Raw genomic sequence first — 17,595 nt, 5'->3', positions numbered from 1 at the left:
TATCACTGCGCCGCGCCCGGCGAGCATCGTGCGCCCACGCCGCGATCGCGAAACTCGTTTCGCGCTCCGCTCCGCCCGGCGGCATGACGCCGCGGGCGGATTCGTCGCGCAACGAGAAATCCTTACGCGTAACCGCCGCCCTGCACGATGCCGAGTTCCTGGCGGCGGCGCTTGCGCTCCGTCGCGGCCTGACGCTCGTAGCCGCTCTTCCGATGATCGGCTAGCGGGTCGGCGGGCAGTTTGTTCGCCTTGCGCCAGGCGGCGAATGCCGGCGCCACGTCAGTGAAAAACGCCTTCTTCAACTCCAGTTCCGCGTCCACCACGTTGTTTTTCGCCTGCGCTTTCCGCAACGCCGCGTGGTCCACCAGCGCCGCTTTCACATACAGCTCCTGCGCCATGAGGACGGTTTGAATCGTGGCCTCGATCTTTGGTTTTTCGTTGTGCGACTGGTCGATCATGTAAGCGATCTTCGGCATGCGCCCACGATCCGCGGCGAAGAAATGGATTTCGTGGAAAATCCGAAACGCCTGGTAGGGATCGATCGAGCCCAGCGTGAGATCGTCGTCGGCGTAGCGCCGGTCGTTAAAGTGGAAACCGCCCAGCATGTCTTCGTCGAGTAACCACGCCACGATCTGCTCGATGTTTTGCGCGCTGTAATGATGGCCCGTGTCGACGAGCACCTTCGAACGCGGTCCCGCTTTCTTGCACAGAAGATACGACATGCCCCAATCCGCGATGTCCGTGTGATAGAACGCCGGCTCAAACGGCTTGTATTCCACGAGCATTGTCTGCTTCGCCGAGAGCTTCTCGTGGCAAGCTTGCAGCGCGGCGGTGAAATACGCCTTGCGCTCGCGGATGCTGCCCTGACCGGGATAGTTCGTGCCGTCGGCAAACCAGAGCGAAACGTATTCGCTGCCGACGGCCTGCCCGATCGCGATGGAGTCGTAGCAATGCTGCAGCGCATGCTCACGCACCGCGGGATCGTTGTGACCGAAAGAACCCCACTTGTAACACTGATCCTGAAACAAATTCGGATTGATCGCGCCGATCTGCACGCCGTGCTGCCGCGCGAGTTTCGCCACTCTCTTCGGATCGTCGCCCGCTTTGAAATCCCACAACACGTGCACCGCCACCGTCGGGCAGCAACCGGTCACGCGGTTCACTTCGCCGGCGTCGGCGAGCTTGTCGTTCAAATCGATGGCCGCGGCATCCTGGAAGAATTTTCCAAAGCGAGTGCCGGTGTCGGCGAAGCCCCAGGAGGGCGTCTCGATGGCAAAGGAATCCAGCGCTTCGCGCGCGCGGCGGAGGAGTTTCGGAGTCATGGCCGGTTAATGTTGCGCGGACGTCACAAAGTCATGCCTGAAAATGCGCGCGCCTTTGAACGTTCACCCGCGCGCAGTCTTGCCCCGGCGCGGGCCGTCGCGTTGGCTGGCGACATGTGCGATGCCTGTCTGCGTCTTGACCAGCCTTGGCTGCCGGCCCACCCGCAGGCCCGGCCGCGGGCGCGGTCGCGCCGTCGCATCGTCGCTAAAACCAAGCCCCCGCTCCCGGTCCCCCGCACCCCGCAGCGGCCCCGCTGAATCACTCCACCGGCGGCGCTTCGTTTTCTTCGCTTGGCGCCGCGACGACTGGCGCGGGCGCGCTCCACAGCAGCCATGCGCCCAGCCCAAAGAGCACCGCACAGGCCGCGACAAACCAATCGCCGTGCTCCACATAAAATGTGGCGCGGCCGATCCACCGCACATCGCGACTCAACGAAATCGTCTCCGTGCCGCGAAAGAAAATCCCGTGGCCTTCGCTGGTAAGCACCGTCCGCACGTTGCCAAACTCGTCGATCCAGCCACTCCAGCCCCCATTGCCACAACGAATCACCGGACGCCGCGTTTCCACGGCCCGCAACACCGAGTGCGCCGCATGCTGCTCCGCCGCGCCCCCTTCGCCAAACCACGCGTTGTTCGTGATGACGACGAGCAGATCGGCGCCCGCCCGCACGCTCGAACGCGCCAGACTCGCATAAATATCCTCGTAGCAAATTAACGGCGCGACCGCCGCCGCCGCTCCCGCCAGGGGCGTGATGAGGAGCTGCGGCACATCGCCATGCGCGAAGTCATCGCCGATCGGCACGAACTTCCCCAGCCATCCCAGCACCGGCCGCAATGGCACATATTCGCCGAAGGGCACGAGATGGCGCTTGGCATAATATCCCGGCAGCAACCCCTCCGCGGGCGTCACGAGAAACGCGCCGTTAAACCACTGCTCATCCGGCTGGCCATTGTGCTCGATCGCGATCGACCCAAGCAACAGCGGCACGTTGGCGCGCTTGACCAACTGCTCCGTCCACGCCTGCACGCGCGCGTCGCCGTGCACCGCCCACGGCGTGACGGCCTCGGGCCACACGATCAAGTCGGGCGCGGTGCGCGCGGCCCGCAACGTGAGCTCTTGCAAACTCGTCAAAATCGCCGGCGCACGCTCCGGATTCCATTTTACCTCCTGCGGCACGTAAGGCTGCACCAGCGCGATGCGCCCGAACGGCACCGTGAAACGCGCGCGGTTGAACGCTTCCTGCACGTGCACCGAGAGGCAGACGAGCAACAGAAACAGCGCGAGAAAAAATTCCTGGCTGCGCTTCCGCAGTCCGCGCTCGCCTTCCCGAAAGAGCCGGTGGGCATACGCACCGAAGCCGATGTTGATGGCAACGAGCGCGAACGAGATTCCGCCCGCGCCGGTGTAGGACGCCACTTGAAGTATGCTCGACCGCTGCCATTGGCTCGCCGCCAGTGGCAGCCACGGAAAACCGCCCATCAACCACGACCGCGTCCACTCGATCAATACCCACGCCGCCGCGAGGCCCAGCATCGCGCCAAGCCTGATCGGCGTCGCCCGTCCGATAAACCGCGGCATCGCCCACCACGCCGCCAGATACCACAGCCCGATCCATACACCGACGACCGGCCCCAGCAGAAACAACCCGACCCACGTCACGTTGTGCAACCAGCCGAGAATGATCGTCCACGCCACCGCCTGCGCGCCCAGCATCGTTGTCGCGTAGAGGCGGAAGGACGGACGCAAATACGCCCAAAAGATACCCGGCACGAGCATCGCATACGCGAACTCCGGCGCGTGGAAAGGCGGGAAGGACAACACCGCCAGCACCACTGTCGCCACGAACACGACCGCCGCGCCCGTGCGGTCGGAGTAGCGCTGCCAGAACGGCGGCGGCAGGTCGTAGGGATCGACTTCAGACAACGGCGTCGCCATGCGCGCATTAGCCGGCAAACGCGCCGGCCCTTCAAGGATTAAGCCGGTCGCGCGCGCTTACGCCCCGTGGCAGTGCTTGTATTTCTTGCCGCTGCCACAAGGGCACGGATCGTTGCGGCCGACTTTCGGCAGCTCGCGGCGGATCGTCACTTTCGGCAACTCGAGTTCGCGCTCCGGGGCCGCGGCGGCGCCCGGCGGCAGAGCCGACGTCGTTCCTGTGGAAACGCCGGTCGCGACGGGCGCATTCTCCGGCCCGACGGTGCGGGCGTTGCGCGCGAGAATCGCGAGCATGTTTTCGAACGACTGCAGATTCGTGGCGCTCCGAAACAGCCCTGTGCAGATTTGCAGCCGCACGTTGTTCATCAGTTCCTCGAAATACGTGTAGGCCTCGCTCTTGTATTCCTGGAGCGGATCTTTCTGGCCGTAGCTGCGCAGGCCGATGCTTTTGCGCAGTTCTTCCATCTCCGTGAGATGCTCCTGCCAGTGATGATCGATGGCGTTGATCACCACGTAGCGCTCCAGCGAACCAAGCGCCTCCGGCATCTCCACCGACTCTTTCACCGCGTAGGCCGTCTTGATGCGTTCGACGATTTTCGGCGTCAGCGAACTGATATCGCCGTTGGCGAGTTCCTCGGGCTTCAGCGAAATGGGGAAATGGGAGTTCACCCAACCGATGAAGCTCTCCACCGCCGCCTCCGACACGCCGTGCCGGTCGCCATAGCCGGCCGCGTCCAGACGCGACGCGACTTCTTCCTCCACCTGCTCAAAGATAATGGCCTTCGGGCGCTCCGCGTGAATCGCCGCGTTGCGGATGCCGTAAACGACTTCGCGCTGCTGGTTGAGCACATCGTCGTATTGCAACAGGCGTTTCCGCTGCGCGTAATTCTGCTGCTCCACTTTTTTCTGCGCGCTCTCGATCGAGCGGTTCAGCCACGGGTGCTCCAGCTCCTCGCCTTCCTTCATCGAGCCCTCCATCAGCTTCGAGGCGAGGTTGCCCTGGAGAAACAACCGCATGAGGTCGTCCTCCAACGAGAGGTAAAACTTCGTCAGGCCGGGATCGCCCTGGCGCGAGCAACGGCCGCGCAACTGCCGGTCGATGCGTCGCGATTCGTGCCGCTCCGTGCCCACCACGTAAAGTCCGCCCGCCTCGCGGACGCCTTCGCCTAGTTTGATGTCGGTGCCGCGGCCCGCCATGTTGGTCGCGATCGTCACCGCTCCGCGCTGACCCGCCCGAGTGACGATTTCCGCTTCCTGCTGGTGATACTTCGCGTTGAGCACGGTGTGGATGACGCCCGACCGCTTCAGCATTCGCGACAACACCTCCGACGACTCGACGCTCACGGTGCCGACAAGCACGGGCTGCCCGCGCTTGTTGGCGGCTTCGATCTCGCGCACCACCGCGGCAAACTTGTCGCGGCGCGTTTTGAAAATGGAGTCATTCCGGTCGATGCGAATACACGGCTTGTTCGTCGGGATGACCTGCACGGACAACCGGTAGATGTCTTGAAACTCGGTCGCTTCCGTCTCCGCCGTGCCGGTCATGCCGGCCAGCTTCTCATACATGCGGAAATAGTTCTGGATCGTGATCGTCGCGTAGGTGCGCGTCTCGCGCTCGATCATGACGTTCTCCTTCGCCTCGACCGCTTGATGCAAACCGTCCGACCACCGCCGGCCCGGCATCACGCGGCCGGTGTTCTCATCCACGATCATCACCTTGCCTTCCTGCACGACGTATTCGACGTCGCGCTCGTAAAGCGAGTAGGCGCGCAACAACTGGGAAATCGCGTGGATGTCCTCGGAAATCGTCGCGTAACGCTGCTGCGATGCCAGCTTCCGCTGCTCGCGGGCTTCGAGCGACATCCCGTTGTCCTTGTCCAATTCGCTGAATTCCGTCGCCAGATCCGGGAGCACAAACGCATCCGGATCGTCGGGCCGCAACCGCCGCCGGCCCAGCTCCGACAAATCCGCCTGGTGCTGCCGTTCGTCGATCGAGAAGAAGAGTTCTTCCTTCAACGCGTAGAGCTCCCCTTTGTTCAGGTCGGAGTTCATTTCGACGTCGACCTTGTCGAGCAGCTTCCGCCACTCGGGGTTCTCCATCAGACGCAACAACTGCTTGTTTTTCGGATGACCGATTTTCGTCTGCAGCATTTTGCGCGCGGCGCCCTGGCGATCCGGGTTGGGCCGCTCCAGCATCTCCTTCGCCTCGCTCACGAGCCGGTTGCACAAGCGCGTCTGCTCCGCCATCAACTGATCCACGCCGGGCTTTAACCGCGTGAACGGCTGCTCCCGTTCGATCGGTGCCGGTCCGGAAATGATCAGGGGCGTGCGCGCCTCGTCCACGAGGATGGAATCGATTTCGTCCACGATGCAAAACCAGTGATCGCGTTGGACCTGATCCTCCGCCCGCGTGGCCATGCCATTGTCGCGCAGGTAATCGAATCCAAACTCGCTCGCCGTGCCGTAGGTGATGTCGCGGCCATACATCTCGTGCCGCAAATCGGATTCCATCTGCTGCTGGATGCAGCCCACCGTGATGCCCAAAAAGTTGTAGAGGTTTCCCATCCACTCCGAATCGCGGCGCGCCAGGTAGTCGTTAACCGTGACCAACTGCGCGTTGCGGCCGTTGAGTGCGTTCAGATACAACGGCAGCGTCGCGACAAGGGTTTTGCCTTCGCCGGTCGCCATTTCCGAAATCTTCCCCTCGTGCAGCGCCATGCCACCGATCAACTGCACGTCGAAATGCACCATGTCCCACGTCAATTCCTGCCCGCAGACCACAAAGGTCCGGCCACAGAGCCGACGTGCCGCGTTCTTCACCGCCGCGAACGCCTCGGGCAGGATCTGGTCGAGCGTCTCGCCCGCTTTCAATCGCGCCCGAAACTCATCTGTTTTGGCGCGGAGCTGATCATCCGTAAGCGGCTGATAGGATTGCTCCAGCTCGTTGATGCGCGCGACGACGGGGCGGCACTTTTCGAGAAACTTCTTATAGTGCCGGCCAGAAAACCGTTTGAGCAGAAACGAAATCATGAAAGGTTGGGATCATACGGGACACCCTGAGGTTGGCAAATGACAAATCCGTCCGCGCCTCACCGTTTTGCTCCCTAACACGCGTCGGCCCCGGTCTTTCTTCTCCGCCGCCGCTCCCGCCGTTTTGCCGGTTGGATAGCGCCGCGTGGCGCGGTGTCGCCCCTTGCCGCCTCACAACGGTTTCAATCCCGCTTCGATTTCCCTGCGGCGCGGTTCGAGAAACGGCGGCAACGCGAGGGATTCACCGAGCGCTTCCATCGGTTCGTCCGCCGCGAAACCCGGTCCATCCGTGGCGATCTCGAACAAGATCCCATTCGGCTCGCGGAAATACAGGCTGCGAAAATAGTAACGGTCCACCGGGCCGCTCGTCGGCACGCCCTTCGTCGCCAAGCGCTCGGCCCAAGCGCGATACTCATCCTCGTTCGGCGTGCGAAACGCCACATGGTGCACGCCGCCCGCGCCTGGCCGCGCCGCCGCCAATGACGGCTCCACGCTCACGTGCAGTTCCGCTGCCGGCCCGCCCTCACCCATCGCATAGACGTGGATTTCTCCGGCACTTTCCGTGCGGTAACTCCGCTCGCGCCGCATCGCCAGCACGTCGCGCAACACCCGATCAGTCGGCTCGAGCCGCGGCACGCTCAACGTGATCGGCCCCAGCCCGCGAATCTGATGCTCGGCCGGCACCGGACTGCGCGACCACGGATGCGCCTCACTCTTCCCGCCATCGACAACCAACGCCAGCCGCTGCCCTTCGAAGTCCTCGATTTCCAATGTCGCCCGCCCATCGCGTTCGCCGATCTCGCCCCGCTTCACCTCCAACTCGTCGCAACGGCGCGCCCACCACGCCAGCGCCGCCGCGTCCGCCACGCGAAAGCCCGTGCGCACAATGCTGTGCGTGCCCCGCCGCTCCCGCGGCACCGGCCACTCGAAGAACGTCATGTCCGTGCCCGGCGTGGCGCGGCCATCGGCGTAAAACAAATGGTAGGCCGATACGTCGTCCTGATTGACGGTCTTCTTCACCAAACGCAGGCCCAGCGTTTGGGTGTAAAACGCATGGTTTCGCGCTGCGTCGGCGGTGACCGCCGTCAAGTGATGGATTCCCGTGAGCTGCATCCGCCTAGCATGCCGCGCTTCCCCGCAAACGCAACGAGCCCGCCGCCCCCGCTTTCGGCTCGCCCGCCGCGGCTCATTTCACGATTGTCCCACTCTTGAAAATCACGCTGCCCGCCGATCTGAAATCCGCCGTGCCCCCCACCGTCTGGGGTCGCGTCCTCAGCGCCACTCCCGTGATCATGACCGTGGTCGCCACCATGCTGGCCGGCCTCGCATCCAGCGAGATGACGCGCGCCCAATACGACCGATCGCTGGCGGCCCAACAGCAGTCCAAAGCCGGCGACCAATGGGGATTCTTTCAAGCCAAACGCCTTCGCTCCGCCATCCAATCCGGCACGCTCGATGCCGTGCAAGTCACCGCCGACACCGATCAGGTCAACGCCCCCGCGATGCGCGCTTTCGCCGCCACCCTGCCTCATCCGGAAGCGATCGCATCCGCTCTCGATCTCCTGCTCGCCGGCCGCCTGCCGCCCCAAGCCGCCGCTCCGGTGCCCCCGCCCGCGGTCCGTGACGCTCTTGCCGCGATTGAAAACGACGCGCCCGATCTCAACGACCGGCTTCGCGCCGCACCTCCCGCAGAAGTTGCCGCGGCTCTCCGCGCCGCCCGCGACCATTCGCGCGACTTCGACGCCCTGCTCAACCCCGTGGTCAGCAGCGGCGACGCCCTCGGTGACGCACTTCAGGCCACCGGCCCAGAGCAGCGGTCCCTGCGACGCGATTTCACGCTCCTGCGCCTGCGCTACTCGTCGACGCGCTACGATGCCGAAGCTCGCCTCAACCAAGCCGTCGCCGCCCTCTACGAAGTGCAAGTGCGCCAAAGCAATCTCTCCGCCGAACGCCATCGCACGCGCAGTCAGCGGTTTTTCTACGGCATGCTCGGCGCGCAAGCCGCGGTCATCATCGCCACCTTCGCCATCGCCGCCCGCCAGCGCAACCTCCTCTGGTCCCTTGCCGCCACCGCCGGCCTCGGCGCTCTGCTCTTTGCCGGCTACGTCTTTCTATTTTTGTAAGCGCTCACCCGCCGCGCGCCTCGGTGGCACGCGACAGACAGCAAGGCGGCGGGTCAGGATTCCAAAACTCGCCGCAACCTCGCCCCCGCTTCCGCCGTCTTGGTGTTTCGTTCTCCCGCCCTCGGCGGTTGCGTCACTCCCCGGCCCATGAAACTCGATTATTCGCCCGAGCAAGCCTGGCAACCCCTCCCCGCCGCAGCGTGGGATGCCGCTGCCGCCCGCCACCTTCTCCGTCGCGCCGGCTGGTCCGCGAGCCCCGACGAAGTCACGCGGGTGTTGCGCGATGGACTCGCCCCCACCCTCGACCGACTCTTTCCCCGCCAACCCGCGGCGATGCCCGTCCCAAAGTCAGTCGCCGACTTCCGGAGCGAAGCCGCGGACTATCGCCGCAAAATTCGCCAAGCACCGCGCGAGCAACGCCGCGACTTGAAACGGGATTTCCAACAGCAAGCCCGCGACGCCCTCGGCGACCTCACGCTCGTCTGGATGCAATTCAGCCTCCACCCCGACCGCGCCGCCTACGAAAAATGGGTGTCGTTTCTGGGCAACGTTTACGTCGTCTCCGCGAATAAAGTCCGCGATCCCGCGATGCTCTACGAGCACCAGGCACTCCTGCGCGCCGGCGGCACCGGTCCGGCCCCGAAACTCACCAAAGGCGTGCTGCGCTCGCCTGCGATGATCCAGTATCTCGATCTGCAACAAAACCGTCTCGGCGCACCCAACGAAAACTTCGGCCGCGAACTCATGGAGCTCTTCACGCTCGGCGTCGGCCATTACACCGAGAACGATGTCAAACAAGGCTCCCGAGCCTTCACCGGTTACCGCCAGCGCGACGGAGCCTTTGAGTTCGCCCCACGCCAGCACGACGGCAGCGCCAAGACTTTCCTCGGCCACACCGGCCACTTCGACGGCGATCAAGCGATCGACGTCATCTACCAGCAACCTGCGGCCGGCACGCGCCTGCCCGCCCTCATGGCGCGGTTTTATCTCAGCGACGAACCCTTGCCTGATCCGCACCTTGCCGCGCTCGGCGACTGGTGGCGCGCCACCGGCTTCGATCTTCACCAACTCTGCCTGCGCTGGTTTTCCAGCCGCCTCTTCTTTGATCCGCAATTTCGCGGCATCGCCATCAAAAGCCCGCAGCAATACTATCTCGGCCTGCTGCAGGATTTGGGCCTCGATCTCGCCCCGCTGCCCCGCCGCGTCCTGCCCGCCCTCCGGCAAATGGGCCAGCCGCTCTACACGCCGCCCAACGTCCGCGGCTGGGTCGGTGGCCGCGAATGGATCAACTCCGCCACCCTCGACGCCCGCCGCGCCCTCGTCGGCGTCCTCTTTACCCCGCTCAACGAAAACCGCCTCAACGCCGACGAACAACGCGCCCTCGCCCGCGCACGCGCCGCCGGCGTGACCGGATTTTCCTTCACCGACGATCGCTTCAAGAAACTCCTTCCGCTCACCGACGCCGAAGTCACCACCGCTCTCTGCGATTTTCTCCTCCCCGTGCACGTCGCGCCCGATTACCGCGCGGCCATCACCCAGTTCCTCGCGCAAGGCGACGCCGCCCGGCGCCTCGCCCGCATCCGCAACGCCGCCATCACTCTCCTCGGTTCCCCCGAATACCAACTCTGCTGAGGCCCGCTCCCCCCATGAAAAATTTGCCGAACCTCCTCCCCTCGACCCGCCGCGAATTTCTCCGCTTCAGCGCCAAAGGCATCGGTCTGCTCGCGTTCACACACTACGCCCCGTCGTTTCTCGTCTCCTCCGCGCGCGCCCAGATTCCCGCCCCCGGTCGCGACCAGCCCATTCTGGTGCTCGTCCAGCTCGCCGGCGGCAACGACGGCCTCAACACCGTCATTCCCTACGCCGACGACCACTACCACCGCCTGCGTCCCACGTTGGGGATCAAGGAAGCCAACGTCCTCAAACTCGACGAGCACGCCGGTTTCAACCCCGCGTGCGCCGGCCTCCATCGCCTCGCCCAAGACGGCAAGCTGGCGATCCTCCAAAACGTCGGCTATCCGAATCCCGACCGCAGCCACTTCCGCTCGACCGACATTTGGGAAACCGGCAGCGCGAGCGATCAGTATCTCACCACCGGTTTCATCGGCCGCTACTTCGACAACTCTTGCGCCGGCGCTCCCGCCAACGCCGATCCGCTCGGCGTGCATCTCACCGCCGAGGTGCCGGAAACTTTCTTCGCCGAGAAAGACCACGCCACCTTCGGACTCAGCGACCGCGGCGGCCGCCGGCAGCGCCAGCAGAACCTCGCCCTCCTCGAGAAAATCCTGCATCGCCCCGCGGGCGACGACGAGAACGCCAACGCCGGCTACCTGCGCCACACGATGATGGACGCTCTCGTCACCGAACAAAAAGTGCAGCGCGTCATCGCCGATTACCGCGCCGGCGCGGAATATCCGCACACGCCGTTTGCCCAGGAATTGCGCAACGTCGCCAGCCTCATCGCCGGCGGCTTTTCCACGCGCGTTTACTTTGTTTCCCTCGGCAGCTTCGACACCCACGTCAACCAATTCGACCGCCAGAACAAACTTCTTCAGACCCTCGGCGACGGCCTCGCCGCCTTCCAAAAAGACCTCGCCGCCCACCGGCTCGAGGAAAACGTGCTCGCCATGACGTTCTCCGAATTCGGCCGCCGCCCCATGGAAAACGACGGCAAAGGCACCGACCACGGCACCTCCGCCCCGCTCTTCATCATGGGCTCGCGCGTCAAGGGCGGCCTCCACGGCGCCGCGCCCAACCTCAACCTCGCGCGCAACCAAGACCTCACCTACGGCATCGATTTCCGTCAGGTCTATGCGACGGTGATCGACCGCTGGTTGCAGGGCAATTCCACCGCGGTGCTCGGCCAGAAATACGCGCCGCTCGACTTCATCGCGTAAGCGTTCCTCAGACCACGGGAGATCGCCCGCGCCGCAGCGCGCCGCCTGATCGCAATCTCCCGAGGTTTCTGGACCGCCCCGCCCACGTTTGCCGACGGCCGGTTAAACGTCGTCCGGAATCCCTCGTCCCCCGACTCAGCGCGGTTAAAGTCCGCCCGGCTCCCAGTGCGGACGCACCCGCGCGAGCGCCGCGGCCAGTTCGTCGAGCTTCACGGGTTTACTGATGTAATCATCCATGCCAGCCTCGTGGCACCGCTCCCGATCGCCCTGCATCGCGTTGGCCGTGAGCGCCACGATCCACGGGCGCGGCACCGCCGGATCGGCGTGCGCCCGGATGCGCCGCGCCGCTTCGAGCCCGTCCATCTCCGGCATCTGCACATCCATCAACACAACGTCGTAAACCTGCCGCCGGAGCGCCTCGAGCACTTCATAACCGTTGGCGGCGACGTCGGCGCGATAGCCGAGCTTCTGCAACATCATCAACGCGACCCGCTGGTTCACCGCGTTGTCTTCTGCCAGCAGCAGACGGTCCGTGTGCAAGGGCGTCGGCATTTCCACCGGCGCCGCCGGCGCGGCCACCGGCGGCAACGGCGTGCGTCCTCCATGCTCCGCCAACACGCGGAATAATTGCGCCGGTTTCGCGGGCTTGGTCAGGCAGGCCGAAAACAATTCCCGCTCCTCGCCTTCGAGCTGGCCCACGGACGAGAGCAGAATCAGCGGCATTTCCGGCCTGCGCTCCCGCAACGCTCGCGCCAGCGAGATGCCGTCCATCCCCGGCATGTGCATGTCGAGAACGGCGACGTCAAACGTCTGTCCGGCATCCATCCACCCCAGGGCCTCCATCCCCGTGGCCGCCGCGTGCGCGCTCATTTGCCACGTCGTCGCCCACGCCAGCAGGATGCGCCGGCTCGTGCCGTTGTCGTCCACGACCAGCAGCCGCTTGCCCGCCAAGTCCGTCTGCTGCCCCGCCGGCAGGTAAGGCCGCGGCTTGTTCGTCACCGCATCCACGTGCACCGTGAAGAAAAACGTCGAGCCATGGCCGGGCTCGCTTTCGACCCACATGCGGCCGCCCATGATTTCGGCGAGTCGCTTGCTGATCGCGAGGCCCAGCCCCGTCCCGCCGAAACGGCGCGCCGTCGAGGCATCGACTTGGGAGAACGAACGAAACAGCCGCCCCAAACCCTCCGGCGGGATGCCGATGCCCGTATCCTTCACCGCAAATTCCACCTCCGCGCTCGTTTCGTCCTGCTGCAGGGTGCGCACGCTCAATACCACTTCGCCCTTCGCGGTAAACTTCACCGCGTTGTTCAACAGATTGACGATCACCTGCCGCAGCCGCGTGGCATCGCCCCGCACCAGCGCCGGCACGCCGTCGGAAATTTCGTAGAGGAAATCCAAGCCCTTCTCGGCGGCGCGCGGTGCAAACAAATCCAACGTCCCCTCGATGCACTCGCGCAGCGAAAACTCCTCCCGCTCCAATTCCAACCGGCCGGATTCGATCTTCGAGAAATCAAGAATGTCGTTGATGATCGTCAGCAGGGAATCCCCGCTCTGCCGGATCGTTTCCGCGTATTCTTTTTGCGCCGCGGACAGCGGGGAATCCAGCAACAGGCTGGTCATGCCGATCACGCCGTTCATCGGCGTGCGAATCTCGTGGCTCATCATCGCGAGAAACTGGCTCTTCGCCGCGTTCGCCTGCTCCGCGACCTCCTTCGCCGCGCGCAGTTCGTCCTCCTGTCGCCGTTGCGCCGTGATGTCCACGATCGTCACGACTTCCTGCAAAATCTCTCCGTCCGGCCCGCGGTAAACTTGCTGCGTCATCGACACCCAGATCACCTCGCCATCGGGCCGCCGGTAACGTTTCTCCAACACGAACCCGTCGATCTCGCCGCGCTCGAGCCGCGCACGTTCGGCCTCTTGCGCCATCAAATCTTGTTTCACCGTCATCTCACGGAAGAGCGCCAGCGACGGCGCCGGTTCGCGCGCCAAACCCAAAACCCGGTAAACGCCATCGTTGAACCACACGATGCCTCGTTGCCGCTCCTGCCAGCTCACGCCAATCGGCACCGCATTGAGGATGAAGCGCAGCTCGCCTTCCCGTCGCTCCAACTCCTCTTCCGCGTGTTTGCGCTCCGAAATATCCACGGTGGTCGCCATCTCCTCGATCCCACCATCCGCGCGCACCACCCGCTGCCGCGTCAGCAAAACCCACACCGTCGTGCCGTCGGGCCGGAAATAACGTTTCTCCAACGAAAACTGATCCATCTCCCCCGCCTTGATCTTCGCCTCCAGCACCATCTGCCGCGCGTATTCCTCCGGGTGACTGATCTCCTCAAATTTCCCCGGCTGCCCCACTTCCTCCGCGGTCAAACCACAGATGCGCAAATGGGCTTCGTTGACGTGCCATTCCATCTTCCCGTCCGCGCGCTGATGTCGCCAATAAATCCCCACCGGCGACCGTTCGAAAATGAAGCGAAACTGCGCTTCCTTCTGCGCCAGGTCGGCCTCCGCGGCTTTGCGCGCCGTGATGTCGAGCTGCAGTCCCATGTAGCCCACGTGCTGGCCGGACTCGTCGTGCAGCGGCTGGATGTCCAGCTCCAGCCAGATCGGCCGCCCCGCGCGCGTGTAGTTCAGTAATTCCGCCCGCACCGCTCCGTCCGCCGCGTTGATCGCATTGAGCGTCACCAAGTCCGTGCCCGGCCCGTGCAAAAATTCCCCCGGGCGCCTCCCGCGCACGTCGTCCAGCGTGTAGCCAAACATCCGCGTGAAGCTCTCGTTGACCCACTCGATTCGCCAGTCTGCATCGGCCAGCAACACCCCGCTCGCCGTGCGACTCGCCACCATCGCCAGTCGCCGCGTTTCCGCCTGCGCCGTGCGCAAGTCCGCCGTCATCTTCGCCGCCAGCTCGAGCGCCCGCTCGCGCGCCGAGAGCACCGCCCGCAAAAGCCACGCCAGCAGCGCCGCCACCACGACGCCCGCCGCCAGCACCGTCAACGCGAGCGGCGGCAGTCCAAACGCCTCGGAATGCCGGCTCGTCACCCACACCGTCCACCGTTGGCCAAACACGTCGAGCGGCATCGTCTGCGTCCAGCCCCCGCGCGCCCACGTCGTCAACGTCGGCACCTGCTGGCCGGTTTGCACCTGCTGGCTGCTGTCGAAAAGGAACGTCTCCTTCGTGGCGGTCGTGCCCTGAAACACCGCGAGTTCCAACCCGCCCTCCGCCGCCCCGAGCACCCCTTGGAGCAGCAACGCCGGATCCACCGCCGCCGACACCCAGCCGATGAGCGCCCGCTCGCGCGCCGCCGGCGTGCTCACGTCCGCCCCTGCGCGATACACCGGTTGCAGCAGCAGAAAGCCCGGCACCGAATCGTCGCCGTAAATCAATTCGATGCGCCGCGACATCACCGCCGTCCCGCTGCGCATGGCGGCCTCCGCCGCGGCCCGCCGCGTGCGCCCCGCTCCGATGTCCAAGCCGAGCGCACGGCTGTTGAGCTCGCGCGGTTCGGCCCGCGTGACGACAAAAAACTCCGCGTGTTCGCGGTTGTCGCCGCTGCGCTCCACCGTGAACTCCGGTTCGCCCGCCGCACGCATTCGCGTCTCGAATTGCGGCAAATCTTCGCGTTTCACGCGTTCCACGTAACTCAGCCCCACGACGCCCCGCCCCAGATACGGCGCGAGCGAATCGAAATAGGCGGACCACTGTTCGCGCGAGACCTCCGGCGTGGCCGCGATCCACGCCTGGGCGCCCGCCACCGCTTCCGCGGCTTCCTTGAATTGATGCTCCACTGCCGGCTCGATATGCCCCGCGATACGCAGAAACCGATCACGCTCGTTCTGGTGCAGCTGCCCCCGCACGATCCACGCCCCGACCACCGCCACGATCAGCGCGATGCCGAACGCGAGCGGTGGCACCCACTGCGCATAACGGCGGCCGGAGATCGCACCGACGGAGCGAATATGCACGGGACTATTCACGAGGACTGAGAAAACCGTTCAACCATTCCGTCGGTGGTGTCCGTCCGCTGCCGCCGAGTTCACTGCGCAATTGCGCCGCCAACGCCGCGGTCCGCTCCCGCCGGACCGGATCATGCAGACACGCGCGCAATTCCGCCGCGAGCGCCCCCGGCCGCGCCGCGCCTTGAATGAACTCAGGATACATGGGTTGTTTCAGCAGCAGGTTGGCGATTCCCAGATACGGCACCTTCACCAATCGCCGGCCGATCAAATACGTCAAAGGATTCGCTCGATAAACCACTGCGCCCGGAATCCCCGCCAACGCACAGTGCATCGACATCGTGCCCGAACTCGTGAGCACCGCCGCCGCGCCCAGCGAGCCGTGTTCGTCGAGCGGCACGAGTTTCACGTGGGCGGGCGGACCCGCTGCGAGCAGCACGCGCCGGATCGCCTCGCTCGGATAAAGCACCACCGCCTCACGTTCGCCGAGCGCGGCGAACGCGCGCAGCAACACCGGAAAAATCCGCGCCACCGCCTGCTTCCGGCTCCCCGGCAGCAGCAGCACCGGCCCCTTCGCCTCGTAACGCACCGGCGGCACATAGCCCGCCTCCACAAAAGGATGCCCGAGAAACGTCACCGGCAACGACGTGTCGGCGTAGCTCGCCACCTCGAACGGAAAAATCACCCCCAACGCATCGAGATCGCGCGCCATCGTAAACCGCCGCTGCGGTTTCCACGCCCAGATTTGCGGAGAAATATAAAACAACGCGCGGACCGGCCCGCCCCCCTTCGTCGTCACACCGCGCTTCCTGAGTTCCGCCGCCAAACGCAGGTTGAAACCGGGATAGTCGACGAAGCACACCACCCGCGGCAGGTGCGTCTCGATCCACCGCAGCGTCGCCGCGAAGAGCGCCTTGAAATAGTCGTAGTTTCTCAACACTTCGACCAACCCGACCACCGACGAGGCCGTCAAATCGTGCAACACCTGCGCGCCCGCCGCCGCGAGCGCCGGTCCGCCCAACGCCGCCACCCGCACCCCCGGCCGCGCCCGCCGCAAGTCCGCCACGATCCTGGCCGCATGCTCGTCGCCCGAATGTTCGCCGGCGATGAAGAGCACGTCGACGCCGCCGCCCGGCGGCGGCGGTAATTCACCTACGCGACCGCTCATGCCGGCCCGCGCCTTTCGCTGTCCACCGCCGTGGTCCGGGCGCAATTCATGGCTGTCCGCTCCGAATCTGATCGGTGATGGCGATCGCGACTTCGAGCGCCGTCTTGCCCAGCGCGCCCCCGACTTTCGGCTGCCTGACCTGCGCCACGCTCTCGACGAAATGCGCCAGTTCCAAGGCGAGCGGCTCGCCTTTCTGCAACGGAATCTCCTCCACCGGCATCGCCGTCAAATCGCCCGGCTTCACGGCCCCCGCCATCAGTTGCGCGGCGTAGCTCAACATCCCGCTCTTGCGCACGAGGTGACCGGTCTGGTTCATGAAATCGAAAGAGAGATAAGCCGAGGACTGGAAGACGCGAATCTCGCGCACCTTCTTCAAACTCATCCGGCTCGTGCTCAGATTCGCCACGCAGCCGTTGGCAAACTGCAGGCGCGCGTTCGCGATGTCCTCCGTCTTCGACAGCACGCTCACGCCCACGCTGTCCAGTTTCACGAGCGGCGATTTCACCAATTCCAACACGATGCCGATATCGTGGATCATCAAATCGAGCACCACGCCGACCTCGGTCCCGCGCGGCGTAAACGGCGCCAGCCGCTCCGTCGTGATGAACCGCGGCTCCGCGACCTCCTTTTCCAGAAAGCCCATCACCGGATTAAAATGCTCGATGTGCCCCACCTGCACGAGCACGCCCGCCGCCTGCGCCGCCGCCAGCACGCGCTCCGCATCCGCCAGCGACGCGCAAATCGGTTTTTCGATCAACAAATGGCAACCCGCGGCGAGCAACGGCAGCGCCACCGCCGCGTGTTTGTCGGTCGGCACCACGACCGACACCGCGTCGCACGCCTCGCCCAATTCCGCCAACGTCGCGAACCGCCGGCACCCGAAGCGCCCGCAAATCTCCGCCGCCCGCGCATCATTCTCCTCGTAAACGCCGGCAAACTGCACGCCCGGCAACGACGCGTAAATGCGCGCATGATGCTGCCCCAGCGAGCCCACGCCCGCCACTCCGCACCGCACCCGATCCGTCGTCACGTCTGAAGACATGCGACCATAGCACGACTCAACCCGCCGCGTTGCAACGCGGGAAAACGTGTCACCTTCCCTCCTCGCCCGCCCACTCCGCCCGCCACACAGTCTCATCGCGGGTCGCGTAAATTTTGCGCTCCCCCG

General features: G+C 64.9%; 10 protein-coding genes. 3 read left to right on the top strand and 7 right to left on the bottom strand.

Annotation, left to right across the window (positions count from 1 at the left end; all coding sequences use genetic code 11):
- Positions 1-122 precede the first annotated feature (122 nt).
- From K0B96_RS04600 to K0B96_RS04585, 4 genes are all read right to left on the bottom strand, one after another.
- Positions 123-1,322: a TIM barrel protein gene (locus K0B96_RS04600; protein WP_220164340.1), complete on the bottom strand. Its 1,200-nt coding sequence runs from the start codon at positions 1,320-1,322 to the stop codon at positions 123-125.
- Between the two features lie 259 nt (positions 1,323-1,581).
- Positions 1,582-3,258, bottom strand: coding sequence for an apolipoprotein N-acyltransferase (lnt, locus tag K0B96_RS04595; RefSeq protein WP_220164338.1), 1,677 nt, complete (start codon positions 3,256-3,258; stop codon positions 1,582-1,584).
- Positions 3,259-3,315: 57 nt separating this feature from the next.
- Entirely contained in the window at positions 3,316-6,285 is a 2,970-nt protein-coding gene (gene secA, locus K0B96_RS04590) for a preprotein translocase subunit SecA (RefSeq protein ID WP_220164336.1), read from the bottom strand.
- Positions 6,286-6,456: 171 nt separating this feature from the next.
- Positions 6,457-7,398, bottom strand: a complete 942-nt coding sequence (locus K0B96_RS04585; protein ID WP_220164334.1) for a ring-cleaving dioxygenase — start codon at positions 7,396-7,398, stop codon at positions 6,457-6,459.
- A gap of 95 nt (positions 7,399-7,493) precedes the next feature.
- Between K0B96_RS04585 and K0B96_RS04580 the strand changes: the two genes are divergently transcribed.
- The 3 genes from K0B96_RS04580 to K0B96_RS04570 all read left to right on the top strand — a co-directional run bounded on the left by K0B96_RS04580 (position 7,494) and on the right by K0B96_RS04570 (position 11,305).
- A complete protein-coding gene (locus K0B96_RS04580) occupies positions 7,494-8,408 on the top strand; it encodes a DUF4337 family protein (protein WP_220164332.1) in 915 nt (304 codons plus the stop codon).
- 147 nt (positions 8,409-8,555) lie between these two features.
- Positions 8,556-10,040 carry a DUF1800 domain-containing protein gene (locus K0B96_RS04575; protein WP_220164331.1) on the top strand — a complete coding sequence of 495 codons (1,485 nt, stop codon included), beginning with the start codon at positions 8,556-8,558 and terminating at the stop codon, positions 10,038-10,040.
- 14 nt (positions 10,041-10,054) lie between these two features.
- Complete coding sequence (locus tag K0B96_RS04570) at positions 10,055-11,305, top strand: DUF1501 domain-containing protein (RefSeq protein WP_220164328.1); 1,251 nt, start codon at positions 10,055-10,057, stop codon at positions 11,303-11,305.
- Between the two features lie 144 nt (positions 11,306-11,449).
- Here K0B96_RS04570 and K0B96_RS04565 read toward each other — a convergent pair whose 3' ends face one another.
- Genes K0B96_RS04565 through K0B96_RS04555 form a run of 3 tightly spaced genes read right to left on the bottom strand, consistent with a single transcriptional unit; the run spans position 11,450 to position 17,469 of the window.
- Positions 11,450-15,280, bottom strand: a complete 3,831-nt coding sequence (locus K0B96_RS04565; protein ID WP_220164326.1) for a CHASE domain-containing hybrid sensor histidine kinase/response regulator — start codon at positions 15,278-15,280, stop codon at positions 11,450-11,452.
- A complete protein-coding gene (locus K0B96_RS04560) occupies positions 15,273-16,427 on the bottom strand; it encodes a lipid-A-disaccharide synthase (protein WP_220164324.1) in 1,155 nt (384 codons plus the stop codon). The genes K0B96_RS04565 and K0B96_RS04560 overlap by 8 nt, the downstream gene beginning before the upstream one ends.
- 46 nt (positions 16,428-16,473) lie before the next feature.
- On the bottom strand, positions 16,474-17,469 hold the full coding sequence (locus K0B96_RS04555; protein ID WP_220164322.1) for a Gfo/Idh/MocA family protein: 996 nt from the start codon (positions 17,467-17,469) through the stop codon (positions 16,474-16,476).
- Positions 17,470-17,595: the final 126 nt, after the last annotated feature.

It is taken from the genome of Horticoccus luteus (assembly GCF_019464535.1).
Lineage (GTDB): Bacteria > Verrucomicrobiota > Verrucomicrobiia > Opitutales > Opitutaceae > Horticoccus > Horticoccus luteus.
This window is presented reverse-complemented; position numbering and strand designations above follow the sequence as displayed.